Origin of the sequence: Bradyrhizobium forestalis (genome assembly GCF_002795245.1) — a bacterium.
In the GTDB taxonomy this organism is placed as follows: domain Bacteria; phylum Pseudomonadota; class Alphaproteobacteria; order Rhizobiales; family Xanthobacteraceae; genus Bradyrhizobium; species Bradyrhizobium forestalis.
Genome location: NZ_PGVG01000005.1, coordinates 1 through 18,734, shown reverse-complemented (window position 1 = coordinate 18,734; position 18,734 = coordinate 1). Strand labels below are relative to the sequence as shown.

The 18,734-nt window shown below is 65.4% G+C and carries 19 protein-coding genes; 8 read left to right on the top strand and 11 right to left on the bottom strand.

Going from position 1 to position 18,734, the window contains the following annotated elements; genetic code table 11:
- The first annotated feature begins 5 nt into the window (after nt 1-5).
- From CVM73_RS08040 to CVM73_RS08025, 4 genes are all read left to right on the top strand, one after another.
- Nucleotides 6-461, top strand: coding sequence for a cupredoxin domain-containing protein (locus CVM73_RS08040; RefSeq protein WP_167406732.1), 456 nt, complete (start codon nt 6-8; stop codon nt 459-461).
- A 14-nt stretch (nt 462-475) separates the two neighbouring features.
- Nucleotides 476-778, top strand: coding sequence for a copper-binding protein (locus tag CVM73_RS08035; protein WP_100231473.1), 303 nt, complete (start codon nt 476-478; stop codon nt 776-778).
- Between the two features lie 341 nt (nt 779-1,119).
- Nucleotides 1,120-3,261 carry a flagellar biosynthesis protein FlhA gene (gene flhA / locus CVM73_RS08030; RefSeq protein ID WP_167406706.1) on the top strand — a complete coding sequence of 714 codons (2,142 nt, stop codon included), beginning with the start codon at nt 1,120-1,122 and terminating at the stop codon, nt 3,259-3,261.
- Between the two features lie 294 nt (nt 3,262-3,555).
- Nucleotides 3,556-3,756, top strand: coding sequence for a hypothetical protein (locus CVM73_RS08025; RefSeq protein WP_100231471.1), 201 nt, complete (start codon nt 3,556-3,558; stop codon nt 3,754-3,756).
- A gap of 319 nt (nt 3,757-4,075) precedes the next feature.
- Here the strand turns inward: CVM73_RS08025 and CVM73_RS08020 are convergent, their stop codons facing one another.
- The 6 genes from CVM73_RS08020 to fliI all read right to left on the bottom strand — a co-directional run bounded on the left by CVM73_RS08020 (nt 4,076) and on the right by fliI (nt 10,591).
- On the bottom strand, nt 4,076-5,293 hold the full coding sequence (locus CVM73_RS08020) for an NAD(P)/FAD-dependent oxidoreductase (RefSeq protein ID WP_100231470.1): 1,218 nt from the start codon (nt 5,291-5,293) through the stop codon (nt 4,076-4,078).
- Between the two features lie 118 nt (nt 5,294-5,411).
- On the bottom strand, nt 5,412-6,371 hold the full coding sequence (locus tag CVM73_RS08015; RefSeq protein WP_100231469.1) for a helix-turn-helix transcriptional regulator: 960 nt from the start codon (nt 6,369-6,371) through the stop codon (nt 5,412-5,414).
- Nucleotides 6,372-6,600: 229 nt separating this feature from the next.
- A complete protein-coding gene (locus CVM73_RS08010) occupies nt 6,601-7,653 on the bottom strand; it encodes an anti-sigma factor (protein WP_100231468.1) in 1,053 nt (350 codons plus the stop codon).
- Nucleotides 7,654-7,859: 206 nt separating this feature from the next.
- Nucleotides 7,860-8,405: a sigma-70 family RNA polymerase sigma factor gene (locus tag CVM73_RS08005; protein WP_100231467.1), complete on the bottom strand. Its 546-nt coding sequence runs from the start codon at nt 8,403-8,405 to the stop codon at nt 7,860-7,862.
- Between the two features lie 319 nt (nt 8,406-8,724).
- Nucleotides 8,725-9,144 carry a flagellar export protein FliJ gene (fliJ, locus tag CVM73_RS08000; protein ID WP_025032035.1) on the bottom strand — a complete coding sequence of 140 codons (420 nt, stop codon included), beginning with the start codon at nt 9,142-9,144 and terminating at the stop codon, nt 8,725-8,727.
- 121 nt (nt 9,145-9,265) lie between these two features.
- Nucleotides 9,266-10,591: a flagellar protein export ATPase FliI gene (gene fliI, locus CVM73_RS07995; protein WP_100231466.1), complete on the bottom strand. Its 1,326-nt coding sequence runs from the start codon at nt 10,589-10,591 to the stop codon at nt 9,266-9,268.
- A 416-nt stretch (nt 10,592-11,007) separates the two neighbouring features.
- On the opposite strand from fliI, the gene ctrA reads away from it, so the two are divergent.
- From ctrA to CVM73_RS07975, 4 genes are all read left to right on the top strand, one after another.
- Nucleotides 11,008-11,709 carry a response regulator transcription factor CtrA gene (ctrA, locus tag CVM73_RS07990; RefSeq protein WP_016848562.1) on the top strand — a complete coding sequence of 234 codons (702 nt, stop codon included), beginning with the start codon at nt 11,008-11,010 and terminating at the stop codon, nt 11,707-11,709.
- A 305-nt stretch (nt 11,710-12,014) separates the two neighbouring features.
- Nucleotides 12,015-12,419 carry a DUF350 domain-containing protein gene (locus CVM73_RS07985; protein ID WP_100231677.1) on the top strand — a complete coding sequence of 135 codons (405 nt, stop codon included), beginning with the start codon at nt 12,015-12,017 and terminating at the stop codon, nt 12,417-12,419.
- Between the two features lies 1 nt (nt 12,420).
- Nucleotides 12,421-12,801, top strand: a complete 381-nt coding sequence (locus CVM73_RS07980; protein ID WP_100231465.1) for a hypothetical protein — start codon at nt 12,421-12,423, stop codon at nt 12,799-12,801.
- Nucleotides 12,802-12,803: 2 nt separating this feature from the next.
- Complete coding sequence (locus tag CVM73_RS07975) at nt 12,804-13,964, top strand: glutathionylspermidine synthase family protein (RefSeq protein WP_100231464.1); 1,161 nt, start codon at nt 12,804-12,806, stop codon at nt 13,962-13,964.
- A gap of 175 nt (nt 13,965-14,139) precedes the next feature.
- Here the strand turns inward: CVM73_RS07975 and CVM73_RS07970 are convergent, their stop codons facing one another.
- The 5 genes from CVM73_RS07970 to CVM73_RS07950 form a co-directional block, all read right to left on the bottom strand.
- Nucleotides 14,140-15,012 (bottom strand): CheR family methyltransferase, encoded by an 873-nt coding sequence (locus CVM73_RS07970; protein ID WP_100231463.1) that lies wholly within the window; start codon nt 15,010-15,012, stop codon nt 14,140-14,142.
- On the bottom strand, nt 15,009-16,205 hold the full coding sequence (locus CVM73_RS07965; protein ID WP_100231462.1) for a protein-glutamate methylesterase/protein-glutamine glutaminase: 1,197 nt from the start codon (nt 16,203-16,205) through the stop codon (nt 15,009-15,011). The genes CVM73_RS07970 and CVM73_RS07965 overlap by 4 nt, the downstream gene beginning before the upstream one ends.
- Before the next feature lie 75 nt (nt 16,206-16,280).
- Complete coding sequence (locus CVM73_RS07960; RefSeq protein ID WP_007600538.1) at nt 16,281-16,646, bottom strand: response regulator; 366 nt, start codon at nt 16,644-16,646, stop codon at nt 16,281-16,283.
- A 71-nt stretch (nt 16,647-16,717) separates the two neighbouring features.
- Entirely contained in the window at nt 16,718-17,188 is a 471-nt protein-coding gene (locus tag CVM73_RS07955; protein WP_100231461.1) for a chemotaxis protein CheW, read from the bottom strand.
- A gap of 80 nt (nt 17,189-17,268) precedes the next feature.
- On the bottom strand, nt 17,269-18,734 hold a 1,466-nt coding region (locus tag CVM73_RS07950), incomplete at its 5' end, for an ATP-binding response regulator (RefSeq protein ID WP_146006575.1).

Genomic DNA, 18,734 nt, shown 5'->3' with positions numbered 1-18,734 from the left:
CCACGATGAAGACCACTATCAAGCTCGGCCTCGCGCTGGCCGCGCTTTCGATCGCACCGGCCTTTGCTCACGACAAGCATGGGCACGGAAACTATTCGGCCGGCGAGCCCGGCGATCCCAAGAGGCCCGCGCGCACGATCGAAATTCTGATGAACGAGATGGACTATTCACCCGCCCGGATCGAGGTCAAACGCGGCGAGCAGATCCGCTTCGTGCTGCGCAATGTCGGCAAGGAGGACCACGAATTCCTGCTCGCCACCACCAAGGAGAATCTCGCGCATGCGGTGGAGATGAAGAAGCACCCGCACATGGAGCACGACGATCCCAACGGCGATCGTCTTGCCCCGAACAAGACGGCCGAGATCCTCTGGAAGTTCAGCAAGCCAGGCACGTTCGAATTTTCGTGCCTCATTCCCGACCACCGCGACTACGGCATGGTCGGCCACGTCACCGTGAAATAGCGAAGGAGACTGCCATGAACCGCATCATCCGTATCACTGCTGTGCTGGCGCTGACGTTGAGCTTTGCCACCGGAGCTTTGGCGGCCGGGGCTGCCGAGATCAGCGGTGAGGTCAAGAAGATCGACGAAGGCGCCGGCAAGATCACGCTCAAGCACGGCCCCGCCAAGAGCCTCGGCATGGAGGAGCCCATGACCATGGTCTACCGCGTCAAGGACGCCGCGATGCTCAAGCAGGTGAAGGTCGGCGACAAGGTGACCTTCGAGGCCGAGGAGGCCAGTTCGGGGTACACCGTGACCAAGATGCAGAAGGCGAAGTAGGGCTGCTTGCCCCCACCACGGTCATTCCGGGGCGCGCCACTTGGCGCGAACCCGGAATCCATTTCTCCACATTGCCAGCGGCACGATGGATTCCGGGCTCGCGCTGCGCGCGCCCCGGAATGACGAGCTAAATCACCCTCCCCGCACCCCCGCGTTAACCCTTTGCTAACCATACACCGGGCAAAAATTGCCGGGTGAAGTCGAGTGTCGTCGGCCGCGTTTAGAACGGGAGAGCCCCCGTGGACGCCAGTGCGGTGCCTCACTTTCGGAACGGCGGCCCTTCGGCCGCCGCGCAGACGTTTGGGGCGCGCGGACGGCAGTCGCGCGGGGAGGCAGCTACCATGGTCGACGTCACCGCGGGACAGGGCGTAGGCAGCGCCAAGCCCGGTATCCCCTCCGTCAACGAGATCGTCAACATCCTCAAGCGCGGCGACATCGCGCTGGCGCTCGGCATCCTCACCATCCTGGTGGTGCTGATCCTCCCCCTGCCCGCGATCGTGCTGGACCTGTTCCTGGCGATCTCGATCACGCTCTCGATCCTGATCCTGATGACGTCGCTGTTCATCCAGGCACCGCTGGAATTCTCCGCCTTCCCGACCATCCTCTTGATCTCGACCATGCTGCGCCTGTCGCTCAACATGGCCTCGACCCGCCTGATCCTGTCGCACGGCCACGAGGGCACGGCCGCCGCCGGTCACGTCATCGAGGCCTTCGGCAGCTTCGTGATGGGTGGCAATTTCGTCATCGGCATCATCGTCTTCGCCATCCTGATCATCGTCAACTTCGTCGTCATCACCAAGGGTTCGGGCCGCATCGCCGAAGTCGCCGCGCGCTTCCACCTCGACGCCATGCCCGGCAAGCAGATGGCGATCGACGCCGATCTCTCCGCCGGCCTGATCGACGAGAAGGTCGCCAAGGAGCGGCGCAAGGAGCTGGAGGACGAGAGCGGCTTCTTCGGCGCCATGGACGGTGCCTCCAAGTTCGTCCGGGGCGACGCCATCGCCGGCCTCCTGATCGTCTTCATCAACGTCGTCGGCGGCATGATCATCGGCGTCGCGCAGCAGGGCATGTCCTTCGCCGACGCCGGCCGCAGCTACACGCTGCTGACCGTCGGTGACGGCCTCGTCACCCAGGTGCCGGCGCTGATCGTCTCGACCGCGGCCGGCCTGCTCGTCTCCAAGGCCGGCGTCTCCGGCGCCGCCGACAAGGCGCTGATGAAGCAGTTCTCCGGCTATCCGCAGGCGCTCGCCATGTCCTCGGCGGTGATGCTGGTGCTGGCGGCGCTGCCGGGCATTCCGACCATCCCTTTCCTCGCGCTCGGCGCCGGCGCCGGTGCGCTGGCCTGGCATGCCCGCCACCACAAGAAGACCGCCGTCAAGGCCGAGGAAGCCGCCAAGGCCGCGCCGGCTGCAGGAATGCCCGGCGCGCCGGGCGCTGCCGCAGCCGAGGAGCCGATCTCGGCGGCGCTCAAGATCGACGATCTCAAGATCGAGCTCGGCTACGCGCTGCTGCCGCTCGTCAACGGCCCCGACGGCACCGACCGCCTCACCGAGCAGATCAAGGCGCTGCGCCGCTCGCTCGCGATCGAGATGGGTTTCGTGATGCCGGCGGTGCGCATCCTCGACAACGTCCAGCTCGAGGCCAACACCTACATCATCAAGATCAAGGAGGTCGACGCCGGCACCGGCAAGATCTGGCCGAACCAGTTCATGGTCATGGACCCCGGCGGCAGCCAGGTGCAGGTGCCCGGCATCCACACCACCGAGCCCACCTTCGGCCTGCCCGCGACCTGGGTCGATGCCAGCCTCAAGGAAGAGGCTTCTCTCAAGGGCTACACCGTCGTCGACGCCGCGACCGTGCTCTCGACCCATCTCACCGAGCTGCTCAAGGCCAACATGTCGGACCTGTTGTCCTATGGCGAAGTGCAGAAGCTGCTCAAGGAGCTGCCGAAGGAGCAGAGCGAGCTGGTCAAGGACATCGTCCCGGGCCAGGTCACTGTCTCCGGCATCCAGCGCGTGCTGCAGCTCTTGCTCGCCGAGCGCATCTCGATCCGCGACCTCTCCACCATCCTCGAAGGCATCGCGGATTCGCTCGCGTTCTCGCGCAATCCGGCCACCATGGTCGAGCACGTCCGCGCGCGCCTCGCGCGGCAGATCTGCGCGCAAAACACCTCCTACAACGGCTATCTGCCGCTGATCGCGCTGTCGGCGAAATGGGAGCAGGCCTTCGCCGAATCCATCATCGGCCAGGGCGAGGAGCGCAGCCTCGCCATGCAGCCCTCGAAACTGTCGGAGTTCATGACCGCCGTGCGCGAGGCCTTCGAGCGCGCCGCCCGCGAAGGCGAGGCGCCGGTGCTGGTCACCTCTGCGGCCATTCGTCCGTTCGTGCGGTCCCTGGTGGAACGGTTCCGGGCCCAGACCACCGTGCTGTCGCAGGCTGAAATCCACCCCAGGGCGAGGTTGAAAACGGTCGGAAGCATCTGATTTGCCTTAAGAAGCCGTGTGTTTTTCAGTCACAGGCAAATGGTTTTTGGGTTCCTGGTGCCTTGTCGACCAAGAGCGGAAAAATCATCCAACAGGCACATTACAGCTTTGAAATAATTATAGAAAAGCACGATCAAGGATCGCTTTTGATCGCGATCTTTCACGTCCTGTCACGCTCTTGTGATCGCCACTTGGGAACGAATCCCCCCAATACTAGGTTGTTGGGCACCGGAAGCATGAACCTGCCTGAACGGGCTGGCGACTACTTCGGGTAGATGGCGGCAGGAGGCTTCCATGAACCACTCGATCTACAGCGCAGATCGCTCGACCCATGTGAAGATTGTGGTCGTGGCGCTCGTCGCAGGGATCGCGGTGGCGGGCTTTGGCATGACGGCGCGCTCGGGTTCGGATGAAGGCCTGACCCAGACCGCCCGCGTCATCAAGGCCGGCAAGCCGGTCGTTGTCACCAGTTCGGACGCGTCCCTCGTTCGCTGAGGAGATCTGACGAGTTTTGTGAATTCACGCGGCTCTTTACCAGCCCCCCAAAGTCGCCACGTGGATATGTAGACGACCCCAACCCCAAGTCGACTACAGAAAGCGCCCGCCCCCCACGGGCGCTTTCTCATGTCTGGGGTGTGCATATTCTGCAACTGAAGCGCGGACATTCCTCGACTAACACTGCTGTCATTCCCCGCGAAGGCGGGGAATCCAGTACGCCGCAGCTCCTCCGTATCCACTACTGTCTCTGGAATACTGGATCGTCCGCCTTCGCGGACGATGACAGCGAGTTTGCGGCACGACGGCTGCCTCACCACTACCGCGCCCCGTAGGTCGGCGGTGGCGCCTGCACTGTCGGCGCGGCGGCAGCAAACAGATCGTCCTTGCTGCCGGTGAGCGGCGGATAGATGCGCTTGCGGTTGATGGTCTGCTTGGTGGCCTTTGCGGCCGCGCCGGTCGTCTTGACCTCGCGGTCCCAGCCCTCCGTGTAGAGCGCGCCCCAGGCGCCGAGATCGAGCACGGTGACGTACCAGTCGATGCGCAGCGGCAGCAGCGGCAAGCCCGCGAGATCGGCGACCACGTTGTGGCCGGCGAAGCGGCCCATGGGGCGGGCGAACTGGCAGGACATGACGGTCGGATGCAGCCCGTCGACCACGCTGGAGGCGACATCACCGGCCGCGAACACGCCAGCCACATCCGCAACCCGCATGAACGGATCGACCAGGAGGCGCCCGAGCCGGTCGCGTGCGTCGGGAAAGCTTGCCGCCAAAGGGCTCGCGCGCATCCCGGCACACCAGATCACCGTCTGCGCCGGAATGAACTCACCCGAGTTCAGGCGCATGCCGGCGGCTTCCACAGAGGCGACGCGGACGCCGAGCCGTGTCTCGACCTCGAGCGCCGACAATGCTGTCGCGATGACCGGCTGCGCGTGCGCGCCGATGGTCGCGCCGACCGCCGGATTGGGATCGATCAGAATGATGCGCCGGGGGCCGGTGATGCCGGCGCGCGCCAGCCTGTCCGGCAATTCGGCTGCAACCTCGATGCCGGTGAAGCCGGCACCGACCACGACAACGGTGGATCGTCCCGGAGACGGCGCGCTGCATCCGAGCGAGACGAGATGATCATCGAGGCGAAGCGCCGCGGGATAGGTGTCGACGTCGAAAGCGTGCTCGGCAAGGCCTGGAATGTCGGGACGCATCACCTCGCTGCCAAGCGCCAGCACGAGGCGGTCATAGTCCAGCGTCTCCTCGCCATCGCTCGTCACCAGCGATATCCGACGATGCGCCGGGTCGATCGCCGCGACCTCGCCGAGGCCATGCGCGACACCGATCGGATCGAGCAATGAGCCGAGCGGAAGCGCGACCTCGCTGAGATCGGCTTCGTAATTGCGCACGCGGATATTGTGATAGGGATTGCGGTCGATCAGGCGGATCTCGATCTCGTCGTTCGCACCGATCTCGTCGCGCTTGCGCGCAGCACCGATGGCCGCCCACAGGCCTGCAAACCCGGCGCCGAGCACGACGATACGCGCCATGTCTGCCTGCTATACTTTCCAAAGCAATCCCGCGGTCTGGCCGCGCGGGCAAATATAGCTCAACAGCCCTCATCGACCAACTGTGCCAGCGACGCGCCGCTGCACGAAGTCGCCCGCCTCACGCCTCGCGCAGTTCCGACGGCGTCGCGCCGAAGCGCTTGCGGAAGGCGCGGTTGAAATAGGACAGATCGGAGAAGCCCGAGGAATGCGCGATGTCGCTGATCTTGCGCGCCCTGGCGCGGGGATCGCCGAGCAGCTTGCGCGCATGAAGCAGGCGCTGCTCCAGAACGAATTCGGTGAAGGTCGTGCCGGCCTGCTCGAACAGGCGCTGTGCCTGGCGCGGGCTTAAGCCCGAGCGCGTCGCAACTTCGGCGAGGCAGAGATCGCTGCGGCCGAGTGCGGCCATCACGTCGGCGCGCATGAGATCGAGGCGAGCCGCCGTCTGCCCCCGGCCGCGGGCGCGGCTGGCGTGCTCGGCATCGGTGCCGAGCAGGAGGCCGACGAGATCGACCATGTGCTGCGCGGTCAGACGCTGGCCAACGGCGTCGAGATGCGGCCCCTGATTGGCGGCGAGTGCGTGGTAGCGGAAGATGGTCTCGGCGACCGCGCCGTCGCAGAGCACCTGCGAGAGCTTGTCCTCGGCGCGCGGATTGATGTCGAGCAGCGCGCGGCGCGGCATGCGAATGGTGGTGAAGCGGTCTGCATCGGTGTGGCCGACGGTCCCGGTCACGCTCATGTCGACGAGCACCATCTGCGCGGGCGCAAGCTCGACGGTGTGGCCGTTCTGCCCGACGCGGACGAGCCCCGCATGGGCCGATATCAGCACGAGATCGTCGCTGCCGTCGGCAAGATGGCTCTGCGTGCGGGAATATTGCGCCGAGGCACCTTCCGGAATGGCGAGCGCGATGTTGTCGACGACGCTGATCTGCAGCCGGCAATCGATGCCGTCGCCATGGCTCGGCCCGATATCGAGGCCGCAGGGACCGACGGCCCGCTCGCGCCAATGTTCGAATGCCGCGCCGTGTGGCAGGCCTGCATATTGGTGAAGGAAGATGCCCGGCGTTCTCGCTGCATCCATCTGATTTTCTCGCCCTTTCCGGCATCGCGATCGGCCGCGTCGACTTCAAATTCCGGGGATTTGACGCCGCCAATCGCGAGGAGGTTCAAATCGGGGGCGGATTCGGCCGGACTTGTCGGGATGCGACGGCGGGATGGACCGTGGCGACAGGTTCGTAGCCCGCATGAGCGCAGCGACATGCGGGACCAGACGTCCCGGATATCGCTTTCGCTCATCCGGGCTACGGCAGCTATTTTTGGGTGGGCGCCTGCGGCTGCGTGGGCGGCACGGTCTCGATCAGCTTGCCGGAAAACACGGGGGACGAGGTCGGCTGGCCGTTCGGCGAACCGCCGGCCTGCTCGACCGTGACGGCGTAGGTCGCGCCGTTGACGACCTCGGCATCGTAGGAGGCGAGCAGCGGACGCGCGGTGAAATCGCTGGCGCCGATGACGCCGAGCGAGCGCGGGCGCGGCAGCTTGTCGGAGATCAGCCAGAGCTCGAAGCTCTTGCCGGGCTCCGGCGTCGCGCCGACCTTCCGCACCGTGAAATTGCGCGTCGCGCCGTCGATGGTGAGGATGAAGGCGGGACCGCCGGCCTGGCCTTGCAGCAGCGCGACATATTGCGCGGACGCCGCGAGCGGCGCGGCCGGGGTCTTCACCTCGACCGTCTGGATGCGCGGCGCGGGACGCAGGGCCCCCGGCAGCGCGTCGGGCAGGAAGATTTGCAGCGACAGCGTGACGAGCAGCGCGGCCGCAAGCGCGCCGACGGCGGATGCGACGTTGCGCCAGCGCTTCACCCGGCCCTCGAGCCGAATCACATTGCTGTCGTCGACGACCGGCGCCTGCGGCGCGCGGACGATGTTGAGATCGGGAGCGTGGACTTGCGGGATGAATTGTGGCGCGATGTCAGGGATGGCGTCCGGCTCGGGACGCGACGTCTCAGGCGGCCGGGCTTCGGGATGCTGCACCTCTGCCGACTGCGAGCTCTCGGTCGGGGCCTCCGCAGTCTGCAATGAGGATGACTCCGGCACAGGCGGCGGCGAAGCCTCGGCAAGCGGAGGCGGCTCCTGCGCAAGGGCCGCGCGCGCGATCTCGGACCTGATGTTCTCCCACACGATCGGACGCGGCTCGACCGAGCCGACCATCTGGTTGAGCGCGCCGAGCCGATAGGCCCAGGCGCGCACGATCTCGGCGAACGCCTCGTCCACCGCCATCATGGTCTCGACCTGCGCGCGCTCATCGGCGTCGAGCGTGCCGAGCGCGTATTCCGCGGCGAGCGCGATATGGTCCTCCGTATAGGCCATCACATTCCCTCACCTCTCCCGAAGGGAGAGGTCGATTTGCCCCGGGCGATGCGAAGCATCGTCCCGCGCAAATCGGGTGAGGGGCTCAGGTCCCATGAGAGAGCGTAACCCCTCACCCGGATTGCATCTTGCGATGCAATCCGACCTCTCCCTGCGGGAGAGGGGAAGCGAGACCGCTGCGCCGACTTATACACTCTCGCCACCCTCTAAAGCCCGAGGCACTCCCGGATATCCAACATGCTGCGCCGGAGCCACGTCTTCACCGTGTTGACGGGCGCTGAAAATTTCTCCGCCAATTGCTCGCGGCTCCAGCCGTTGTAATAGGCGAGCAGCACGAGCTTCTGACGGTCCGGCTCGAGCCGGCCGATACATTCCAGGAGCCGCTTCAGCTCCTCGGTCATCTCGCGGCGCGCCAGCGGATCGGGACTCTCGCTTGCGACCTCCATCGCCTGAGGCTCTTCCTCGATGGAGGTTTCCGACTTCTTGCGCACGATGTCGATCGCACGGTTGCGCGCGATCGAGGCCATCCACGTGATCGGCGACGACAGCGCCGGATTGAACTGGCCGGCGCTGTTCCAGATCTTGACATAGGTCTCCTGAATGACCTCCTCTGCGAGATCCTGCCGACGCAAGATACGGAGCACGACGCCATAGAGTTTCGCGCGCGTGGCGGCGTAGAGGCGCTCGAACGCGGCCTGATCGCCCTTCGCCACCGCCTCGATCAACCCGACCAGCTCTGCTGGCGTCAGCATTCAGCCCCCTGAAACGCGGCCCGTCGCTTCCCTTCACCTCTCCCCGACGGGGAGAGGTCGATTTGCGCAGCAAATCGGGTGAGGGGGCGCAGGGCTGACGGAAGACCGTCACCCCTCACCCGGCGCTCCGCGCCAACCTCTCCCAAGGGAGAGATGGGCACCGCCGTCGCTGGCACAGCATTCATTCCCGCTACCATAGCGCGCGGCAAAGCCGACCACCAAGGGGCGCGGCGCCACACTGTGGACAGCAGATACGAAAACCCGGACCTTGCGGGTCCGGGTTTTGGCAAATTCCTGGATGGTCTGGCTGCTGGCGCCCTTAGGCGACGGCGCCGATGCGGGCACGCATCAGGCCGATGCTGTCGAGGTCGGCCTGCTCACGGGCGTTCTCTTCGGCGCGCTCGCGGGCCTGATCGCGCTCGTCCAGGAGCTCGACCTTCTTCAGCTCCTCGAAGGCCTCGGCCAGCGCGGCCTTGGCTTCCTCGAGCTGACCCTTGAGCTCGTCGGCCGAACGGGTCAGGTTCTCGCGGCGCTGGATCGCGGCTTTGGCATAAGTCGGATAGGCGAAGTGCGAGGGATCGTTGATCCCGGCACGCTCCTGCTCGGTCTGGATCTCGCGTTCGAGATCGACCGACATCCGCTGGAAGTCGGCGATCATGGTCTCGATCTGGGTGACCCGGCGGCGCTTCTCGTCGACCTGAAACTTCTTCAGGCGGATGAGGGTATCTCGTGACTTCATCGACTCGTACTCCCCAGAAGTCCCCCCGCTGCACGTGGGACGGCACCGGTCACCCCATAGGCCCTGTCAGGGCCGAGACCGGCTCTGCTACTCTGTGGGATCGGATGATGACCTGACAAAGTTAGCGTTCCGTTTCCAAATTGCCCAGGATTTGCGCCAATTGGCGGTAGCCGTCCGCGAGTGATGCCTTTTCGTCCTTGCGCTGGCGCAGGAAGGCCTCCAGCGGCTCATGCAGGCGGATCGCCTCGTCGACCTCGGGGCTGGAGCCGGCCCGGTAGGCGCCCAGCCGGATCAATTCCTCCATGTCGGCATAGGTCGCCATCACCGCCCGCGCCTTCTGGATGGTCGGCCAGAATTGCGGATCGGCCGATTTCGGCATCGTCCGCGAGACGGATTTGAGGATGTTGATCGCGGGATAGCGGCCACGCTCGGCGATCGACCGCTGCATCACGATGTGGCCGTCGAGGATGCCGCGGACGGCATCCGCGATCGGCTCATTATGGTCGTCACCGTCGACCAGCACCGTGAAGATCGCGGTGATGGCACCCTCCCCCAGGCCCGGCCCGGCGCGCTCCAACAGCTTCGGCAATTCGGTGAAGACGGTCGGCGTGTAGCCCTTGGCGGTCGGCGGCTCGCCGGCGGACAGGCCGATCTCGCGCTGGGCCATGGCAAAGCGCGTCACCGAGTCCATCAGGCAGAGCACGTCCTTGTCCTCGTCGCGAAAATACTCGGCGACCGCGAGCGTGAGATACGCCGCCTGGCGGCGCATCAGCGCGGGCTCGTCGGAGGTCGCGACCACCACGACCGAACGCGCGAGGCCCTCCTCGCCGAGATCGTCCTGCAGGAATTCCTGAACCTCGCGGCCGCGTTCGCCGATCAGCCCGATGACACTGACATCGGCATCGACGTTGCGTGCCAGCATCGACAGCAGCACCGACTTGCCGACGCCGGACCCTGCGAAGATACCCATGCGCTGGCCACGGCAGCAAGTGAGGAACGTGTTCATCGCGCGCACGCCGAGATCGAGCGGGCTGCCGACGCGCTTGCGCGAATGTGCGGGCGGCGGCGTGTTGCGGAACGGCATCGGCGAAGAGCCCTGCGGCAGCGGTCCCTTGCCGTCGATCGGCTCGCCCAGCGCGTTGACGACGCGGCCGAGCCAGGCTGCGGACGGCCGCACCTGATTGGCGGCATTGGCAATGACCGCCTTGCAGCCGCGGCGCACGCCATCGAGGCCGGCAAACGGCATCACGACAGCATTGTTGCCGGAGAAGCCGATCACCTCGCAGGGAATGGTGCGGTTGGCGCCGGTCTCGATCACGAGCCGCGCGCCGACCGACATCGCGTGAATCGGACCGGCCACCTCGACCATCAAGCCGCGCACGCCGACCACGCGGCCGTAAATGTTGATGCCGTCGATGTCGCCGATCTGTTCGGCAAGAGCCTTCATCGGTGAGCCTTCATTAAGAGGCGCGCCTTGGTCATCCGGGACTTCACGGTGAAACTCTTAAGTTTCGCCATATTTCTGAACGGCGCTTAACTTCGTGTTTACCCGCATCATTAATCATTGCGTCACTGTCTTTGTGACTGAGCGTGACTCCCCTTCAGAAGAAGGCTGAGTCGCGGGAGTCGGTTAGGCCCGTCTCTTAAAGTGGAGCTTGAACGGAATCGGGTAACGAAAGCTGCTTCGCGCGCAAGACCTTAGGGCGATTCGACGAAAATTGCACCGGGGGGACTTGCGTTCCAGAATCAGAGTTTGTTAACCATCTGTTGTCAGGATCCGAATCAGTTGTTCAAAGGCGTTTTGTTGAGTGCCGCGAATGCGGCCGACCTGACGCCCAGGAGCGGCGACTATGGGGAACTGGCATGCGCGTTTTGCTGATTGAAGATGACAGCGCCGTCGCGCAGTCGATCGAGCTGATGCTGAAGTCGGAGAGCTTCAACGTCTACACGACCGATTTGGGGGAAGAAGGCGTCGATCTCGGTAAACTATACGATTACGACATTATTCTCCTCGACCTCAACCTGCCCGACATGTCCGGCTACGACGTGCTCAAGCAGCTCCGGGTCTCCAAGATCAAGACACCGATTCTGATCCTCTCCGGCCTCGCCGGCATCGAGGACAAGGTCAAGGGTCTCGGCGTCGGCGCCGACGACTACATGACCAAGCCCTTCCACAAGGACGAGCTGGTGGCCCGCATCCACGCGATCGTGCGCCGCTCCAAGGGCCACGCCCAGTCGGTCATCCAGACCGGCGACCTCGTCGTCAACCTCGACACCAAGACGGTGGAAGTCGGCGGCCAGCGCGTGCATCTGACCGGCAAGGAATATCAGATGCTGGAGCTGCTCAGCTTGCGCAAGGGCACGACCCTCACCAAGGAAATGTTCCTCAATCACCTCTATGGCGGCATGGACGAGCCCGAGCTGAAGATCATCGACGTCTTCATCTGCAAGCTCCGCAAGAAGCTCGCCAACGCCTCCGAGGGCCGCAACTTCATCGAGACCGTGTGGGGCCGCGGCTACGTGCTGCGCGAGCCGCACGAGGCCGACGAGCGCATCCCCGCCTGATCCTCTGGGTTTACGTCGCGAGTCCCACGGGCTCGCTCCTCCCAGCCTGGACCCCGCCGCAAATGGCGGGGTTTTGTTTTTGGGGGGACCCGATTTCTCCCTCTCCCGCTTGCGGGAGAGGGTCGGGGAGAGGGTGTCACATCGGGACAATCCCTGTGTGGAGAGAACCCCCACCCGGCGCTCCGCGCCGACCTCCCCCGCAAGCGGGAGAGGTACACCGCCATCGCGGCTACAGCTTCAGCTCTTAACCTTTGAACCGCTACGCTCTCCCCGCCGACGAATGGTCGCTGCACGATGGGGGAACGATGATCCTGCAATCACTCGCCGGCCTGCCCGCCTTCCTGGTCTATTTCTGCACCGGGCTGATCGCGACCGTGGCCTATCTGTTCGTCTACACCCGCATCACGGCCCATAACGAATTCCAGCTCATCCGCGACAACGAGCCGGCCGCGGCGATCGCGCTCGGGCTCAGCCTGCTCGGCTTCGTGGCACCGCTGGTCAGCGCCATCGCGCATTCGGCCAATGTGCTGGACTGCCTGATCTGGGCGACGATCGCGCTCATCGTGCAGGTCATCGTGTTCTTCCTCGTCAAGGTCCCGGTCCCCAATCTGTCGGAGCGGATCTCCGCCGGCGAGCTTGCCCCGGCGATCTGGCTCGGCCTGTCCTCGTTCGCCGCGGGGCTGCTCAACGCCGCCAGCATGATCTACTGACATGGCCGACAAGCCCGCCAAGAAGGAGTTCGGCAAGCGCCGGCCGGTGGCCGAGCCGCCGCGACCGCCGGTGAAGCGCTCCGGCCATGTCGCGCTGCTGGTGATGGGCACGATCGCAGTCGGGACCACCGCCTACACCTTGATGCCGCGGCAGACCTGCGAGCCCACTCCCGGAGCCGTGCCGGGGCAGACGACCACGACCTGCACCAGCAGCAGCAGTTCATCAGGCGGCAGCAGCTCGCGCTGGTCGTCGCGATCGAGCTTCTTCAGCAGCGATTCATCGAGCCATTCTTCGTCGAGCACGTCATCGGACTCAGGCCACAGCAGCGTGAGCCGCGGCGGCTTCGGCTCGTTCGGCCACGGCTTCTCGGGCGGCGGCTGACCATGCAGCGCATCACCTGCCTCGAGCGCGACGACTGGCGAGAGACCGCAGCGAAATGCGGCTTCGTCTTCCACACCATCGACGGCGAGCGCTATTGGGACGAGCGCGCCTATTACGGCTTCACGCTGGACGAGATCGAGCGCGGCATCGAGACGCCGACCGGCGAGATCGACGCGATGTGCCTGGAGCTTGCCGGCCGCGTCATCGGCGACGAGCGCTACTTGCGGCGCTTGAAGATCCCGGAAGCGTTCTGGAGCCTGATCGCCGAGAGCTGGAAGCGCGACGACCGCAGTCTCTATGGCCGGCTCGATTTGAGGTTCGACGGCAAGTCGCCGGCAAAGCTGCTCGAATACAACGCGGACACGCCAACCTCGATCTTCGAGGCCGCGGTGTTTCAATGGACCTGGCTCGAGCAGGCGATCGAACGCCGCGTCATCCCGTCGCGTGCCGATCAATTCAACTCCATCCATGAGCGGCTGATCGCGGCGTGGAAGGAGATCGCCGGCGGCCGCCACGTCCATCTCACCGGCATCACCGGCAATGACGAGGACGCCGGCACGCTCGCTTATCTCGAAGACACTGCACGCCAGGCGGGACTTTCGACCAGGCTGCTCGACATCGAGCAGATCGGCTGGCGCGACGAGCCCGGCGGCTTCGTCGATCTCGACGATGGCGATATCGCGCTCGCCTTCAAGCTCTATCCCTGGGAGTGGATGTTCCACGACGCCTTCGGCGCAAAGCTCGAGGACGCACCGACGCGCTGGATCGAGCCGCCGTGGAAGGCGGTGCTCTCCAACAAGGGCATTTTGCCGCTGCTCTGGGAGATGTTTCCGAACCATCCCAATCTGCTGCCGGCCTTCTTCGAGGACGACGCGCGGGCCGCGGAGCTCGGAACGTCGTATGTGCGCAAGCCGCTGCTGTCGCGCGAGGGCGCCAATGTCACGCTGGTGTCCGGCGGCACGCCGCTCGACGAGCAGGCAGGTCCCTACGGCGCCGAAGGTTTCGTGCGCCAGGCATTGTCACCGCTGCCGAATTATTCCGGTTTTTATCCGGTGGTCGGAAGCTGGCTGGTGAATCACGAGCCGTGCGGTCTCTCGATTCGCGAGGACGAGAGCCCGATCACGGGCAACCGCTCGCGGTTTCTGCCGCATGCGATTTTGTGAGGGATGGGCTTCTTCCCTTCTCCCCTTGTGGGAGAAGGTGGCGCGAAGCGCCGGATGAGGGGTTCTATCCATGCGCTTCAATGCGAGAGGTTCACTCGCGGAGACATACCCCTCACCCGGCTTCGCTTTCGCGAAGCCACCCTCTCCAAGGGGAGAGGGTAAGAAGCACCTCACCTCACCTCGCCGCGGCAACCTTCAGCGGCTGCGGCATCAGCCCGCCCATCGCCCTGCCGGAGCGCGCGGGGTTGAGCTGATAGAGACCGCGGCGCTCGGTGACCGGGCGGAACGCGTCAGTGATGCCGACGACGGATTCGGCGGCGCCGAGCAGCAGCGTGCCGTCGGTCTCCATCGCCTTCGCCATCCGCTCGAAGATCACCGCCTTGGTGTCCTGGTCGAAATAGATCAGCACGTTGCGGCAGAAGATCACGTCGAACGTGCCGAGATGCGAGAAATCCTGCAGCAGATTGAGCTGACGGAACTGCACCATCGCGCGAATGTCGGCGTTGAGCTGCCAGAGCTCGCCGACTTGCGTGAAGTACTTCATCAGGTGCTGGATCGGCAGGCCGCGCTGCACCTCGAACTGGCTGTAGACACCGGCCTTGGATTTCTCCAGCACCTCCTGCGACAGATCGGTGGCGACGATCTCGATGCGCCAACCGGCGAGGACTGCCCCCATCTCCTTCACGCACATTGCGATCGAATAAGGCTCCTGCCCCGTCGAGGCCGCCGCCGACCAGATGCGCAAGCTCTTGCGTGCCGCGCGCGCCTGGATCAGGCCGGGCAGGATGGTCTCGCGTAAGTGGTCGAACGGAATCTTGTCGCGGTAGAAGAAGGTCTCGTTGGTGGTCATCGCCTCGACCACGTCGGTCGCGAGCCGGCCGTCGCCGTTCCTGATCTTCAACACGAGATCGGGGATGCCGGGAAGGCTCGCCTTGCGGGCGAGCGGCAGCAGCCGGCTCTCGACCAGATATTGCTTGTCGGCGGAGAGATCGAGACCCGAGCGCTCCTTCAGGAACTTGCGCAGATAATCGTAGTCCGTCGGGGTCACGAGCGCTCTCCCGCGAACAGGCGATTGACCTTGGCGCCGATCTGGTTGAGCGGCAGGATCGCCGCGCAGATGCCGGCATTGGCCGCCGCCCCCGGCATGCCCCAGACCACGCTGGAGGCTTCGTCCTGGGCGATCACGCTACCGCCGGCGGCAACGATGTCCTTGCCGCCGCGCATGCCGTCCGAGCCCATGCCCGTCAGGATCACGGAGAGAATGGCGCCATGCCAGACGTCGATGGCGGAGGTGAAGAGCGGATCGACCGCAGGCTTGCAGAAATTGACGGCGGGGCCGTCGTCGAGCGCGATCACGGCGTCCGCGCCGCTGCGCGCGACGCGCATGTGCTTGCCGACGGGCGCAAGATAGATCCGTCCCGGCTTCACCGGCTCGCCGTCGACCGCCTCGGCTGCCGGCCGGCGGCTCGAACGCGCCAGATGCTCGGCAAGGATGGTGGTGAAGGTCGGCGGCATGTGTTGGGTGATCAGCACCGGGAAGCGGTCGATCACCGGGCCGAGCTCGGTGACGAGCGACATCAGCGCCTGGGGACCGCCGGTCGAGGAGCCGATCAGCAGCACCTTCGGCGCCTGGGCCGAGAACGGACGCGTCGACAGCACTCCTGACGCGGGGGCATGCACGGCCGGAGCGGGTGCAGGCGCGGCAGGCCTTGCAACTGGACTGCGCGCAGCCGGAGCCGGGCTCGCGGGCGCCAGCGGCGGGCTCGCAACCGCTGGCTTGCGGCGCAGCCGCGCGCCGAGATGGCGGATCTTCTGGATCAAGTCGTGATGGAAGGTGTCGGCGGCCGACGCTTCGCGCGTCGACTCCGGCTTGGGGATGTAATCGGCCGCGCCGAGCGACAGCGCCTTGAAGCTGATCTCCGCGTTGCGGCGGGTCAGCGTCGAGGCCATGATGATGACGAGATCGCGCTTCTTCGCCAGCAGCTGCGGCAGCGCCGAGAGGCCATCCAGCTCGGGCATCTCGATGTCGAGCACGGCAACGTCAGGATTGATGCGTTCCAGCTGGTTGACCGCCTCGAGCCCGGTGCGCAGCGAGGCCGCGACCTCCATGTCATGCTCGGCGCCGATCCAGCGCGAGATCAGACCGCGGATGACGACGGAGTCGTCGACGATCATCACCCGCAGTGGCCCGGCTTCGCGCGACGTGCCCGTAGTCGAATTACCTGCGAACGCAACACTCATTACTCACCAACTCAGACTGAAACGGTTCAGTTGAAAACAAGCGCCGAAGGATCCGTTCAGCCTCCGGGCGATCGCTCAGATCAGGCCGACTTCCTGGAACTTCGCCGTCACGATGTCCTTGTCGAACGGCTTCATGATGTACTCGTTGGCGCCGGCGTGCAGCGCGCGCGCGATATGCGCGACGTCGTTCTCGGTGGTGCAGAACACCACCTTGGGCTGGTCGCCGCCGGGCATGCGGCGGAGGTGGCCGAGAAACTCGTAGCCGTCCATGACTGGCATGTTCCAGTCGAGCAGCACCGCGTCGGGCAGGCCGCGCTTGCAGGCCTCCAGCGCCTTCTCACCGTCCTCGGCTTCGAGGATCTGGAAGTCGAGGCCCTCCAGGATCCGGCGCGCAACCTTGCGGATGACGCTGGAATCATCAACGACGAGACAAGTTCGCATGTGAACCTCTGCTTCCTCCCCTTTGCGGGGACACTTCCAATTGCAGGCCCGCCGGCGGCAGCGCCGCCGTATCAGGCCGCCATCATTTCGGGCGCGAGCTCGAGGACGCGATCGACGTCGAGCACGACCATGAGCTGGCCGTCGAGGCGGTGGACGCCGCCGGCGAGCTTGGCCATGCGGGGGTCGAGGTTGACGGGGTTCTCTTCCTTGCCGTCCTCGGGCAGGCGCAGCACCTCGCCGATCTGGTCGATCAAGAGGCCATAGGATTCACCGCGCAGGTCGACGCCGACCGCCATCGGGGTCTTGCCGTCCTCGTCCCTGGGCAGGCCGAGACGCGAGCGCATGTCGACGACGGTGACGATGCGGCCGCGCAGGTTCAAGACGCCCGCGATCTCGCGCGAGGACAGCGGCACGCGGGTGACGCGCTCGGGCATGAACACGTCCTGGACGCGGGAGATCGGCAGGCCGAACAGCTGGCCGCCGATCATCGCGGTGACGTATTCGACCATGGCGCCTTCGCTGGACTGGGTCTTGCTGCTCATCGATCTCTCTCCTCGTCCCGCCCTCTTGTTTTGAGCATGATCTGATCGGAAAACCGCTTCGCACTTTTCCGGATCATGCTCTACGCCGCGGCCCGGCTCAGCTCGGAGGCGCCGGCGGCGCCCGCGGTCTGCTCCTTCAGCGCCGCGATCAGGCCGGGACGGTCGAACTTGGCGACATAGTCGTGGAAGCCGGCCTGACGGCCGCGCTCGATCGCCGCCGGCGACACCAGCGCCGACAGGCCGATGATCGGCGTCGCGGCGAGGTTGTTGTCGGAGCGGATCACTTCCGCGAACTCGAACCCGTTCATGTCGGGCATCTCGATGTCGGTCAGGATCACGTCGAAGCTCTGGGCGCGCAGTGCCGCGAGGCCCTCCTGCGCGGTCGGCGCGGTGCGGACGCGGTAGCCGGCCGCCTTCAGCACCGGCGCCAGCATGTTGCGGAAGAACGCGCTGTCGTCGACCAAGAGCACCGATTGCGAGTGCATCGACGGCTTCATCTCCTTGCGGGTGAACCAGTCAGCGAACGCCATCGGCAGGAAGTGGCCGACATCGATCACCTCGGTGGCCTGGCCCTTGATCACGGCCGAGCCGAGAATGCCGGAGGAGGAGCCGCCGACCTCGATGTTGAGCCGTTCCTCGACGATGTCGATGATCTCGTCGACGACGAGGCCCATGGAGCGGCCGTCGTCGGCGAACACCAGGATCGGCTGGGCGCCCTGGCTCGCGATGGTGACGCCTTCCATGGCGACCAGCGGCATCAGCTGCTCGCGGTACTGCACCATGTAGCGGCCGTTGGAGAACTCGATCTTGTCGGCCGGCAGCTCTTCCAGGCGCGTGACCAGCCCGAGCGGGACCGCCTTGGGCTGCGACGAGCCGGCGCGGAACACCAGCAGCGAGGTGGTCTGCTCGCCGCTTCCGATGTGGTGCGCGCCATTCTCATCACCCATGTCATGGGCCGAGGAGCCGGCGGCGCCGAGCGCCTTGGCAATGCCGTTGGGGTCGATGATCATGATCACCGCGCCGTCGCCCAGAATCGTGTTGCCGGAGAACATGTCGATGTGACGCAGCTTGGTCGACATCGGCTTCACGACGATCTCTTCGGTGTGGAACACGCCGTCGACGACGATGCCGAAGGTCTGGCTGCCGACCTGCGTCACCACGATGAAGCCGTTCTCGGGATCGGAGGCCGCGCCGTCGTCGATCTTCAAGAGCTTCTTGAGGTGGATCAGCGGCAGCAGCTTGTTGCGCAACCTGAGGACCGCGGTGTCCTTGATGCGCTCGATGCGGTGCTCGGAGTTGGCGCGGGCCCGCACCAATTCGACCACCGAGAGCTGCGGGATCGCAAAGCGGTCGCCGGCGGCTTCGACGATCAGGGCGGAGACGATGGCGAGCGTCAGCGGGATCTTGATGGTGACGCTCGAGCCTTCACCGGCCACGCTCTTGATGTCGATGGTGCCGCCGATCTGGTCGATATTGGTGCGCACCACGTCCATGCCGACGCCGCGCCCCGACACCGAGGTGATGGCGGCCGCGGTGGAGAAGCCCG

What these genes read in the sequence shown, in the direction of transcription:
- CVM73_RS08040 (WP_167406732.1), top strand. Translation starts at nt 6, where the DNA reads ATGAAGACCACTATCAAGCTCGGCCTCGCGCTGGCCGCGCTTTCGATC.
- CVM73_RS08035 (WP_100231473.1), top strand. Translation starts at nt 476, where the DNA reads ATGAACCGCATCATCCGTATCACTGCTGTGCTGGCGCTGACGTTGAGC.
- flhA (WP_167406706.1), top strand. Translation starts at nt 1,120, where the DNA reads ATGGTCGACGTCACCGCGGGACAGGGCGTAGGCAGCGCCAAGCCCGGT.
- CVM73_RS08025 (WP_100231471.1), top strand. Translation starts at nt 3,556, where the DNA reads ATGAACCACTCGATCTACAGCGCAGATCGCTCGACCCATGTGAAGATT.
- CVM73_RS08020 (WP_100231470.1), bottom strand. Translation starts at nt 5,293, where the DNA reads ATGGCGCGTATCGTCGTGCTCGGCGCCGGGTTTGCAGGCCTGTGGGCG.
- CVM73_RS08015 (WP_100231469.1), bottom strand. Translation starts at nt 6,371, where the DNA reads ATGGATGCAGCGAGAACGCCGGGCATCTTCCTTCACCAATATGCAGGC.
- CVM73_RS08010 (WP_100231468.1), bottom strand. Translation starts at nt 7,653, where the DNA reads ATGGCCTATACGGAGGACCATATCGCGCTCGCCGCGGAATACGCGCTC.
- CVM73_RS08005 (WP_100231467.1), bottom strand. Translation starts at nt 8,405, where the DNA reads ATGCTGACGCCAGCAGAGCTGGTCGGGTTGATCGAGGCGGTGGCGAAG.
- fliJ (WP_025032035.1), bottom strand. Translation starts at nt 9,144, where the DNA reads ATGAAGTCACGAGATACCCTCATCCGCCTGAAGAAGTTTCAGGTCGAC.
- fliI (WP_100231466.1), bottom strand. Translation starts at nt 10,591, where the DNA reads ATGAAGGCTCTTGCCGAACAGATCGGCGACATCGACGGCATCAACATT.
- ctrA (WP_016848562.1), top strand. Translation starts at nt 11,008, where the DNA reads ATGCGCGTTTTGCTGATTGAAGATGACAGCGCCGTCGCGCAGTCGATC.
- CVM73_RS07985 (WP_100231677.1), top strand. Translation starts at nt 12,015, where the DNA reads ATGATCCTGCAATCACTCGCCGGCCTGCCCGCCTTCCTGGTCTATTTC.
- CVM73_RS07980 (WP_100231465.1), top strand. Translation starts at nt 12,421, where the DNA reads ATGGCCGACAAGCCCGCCAAGAAGGAGTTCGGCAAGCGCCGGCCGGTG.
- CVM73_RS07975 (WP_100231464.1), top strand. Translation starts at nt 12,804, where the DNA reads ATGCAGCGCATCACCTGCCTCGAGCGCGACGACTGGCGAGAGACCGCA.
- CVM73_RS07965 (WP_100231462.1), bottom strand. Translation starts at nt 16,205, where the DNA reads ATGAGTGTTGCGTTCGCAGGTAATTCGACTACGGGCACGTCGCGCGAA.
- CVM73_RS07960 (WP_007600538.1), bottom strand. Translation starts at nt 16,646, where the DNA reads ATGCGAACTTGTCTCGTCGTTGATGATTCCAGCGTCATCCGCAAGGTT.
- CVM73_RS07955 (WP_100231461.1), bottom strand. Translation starts at nt 17,188, where the DNA reads ATGAGCAGCAAGACCCAGTCCAGCGAAGGCGCCATGGTCGAATACGTC.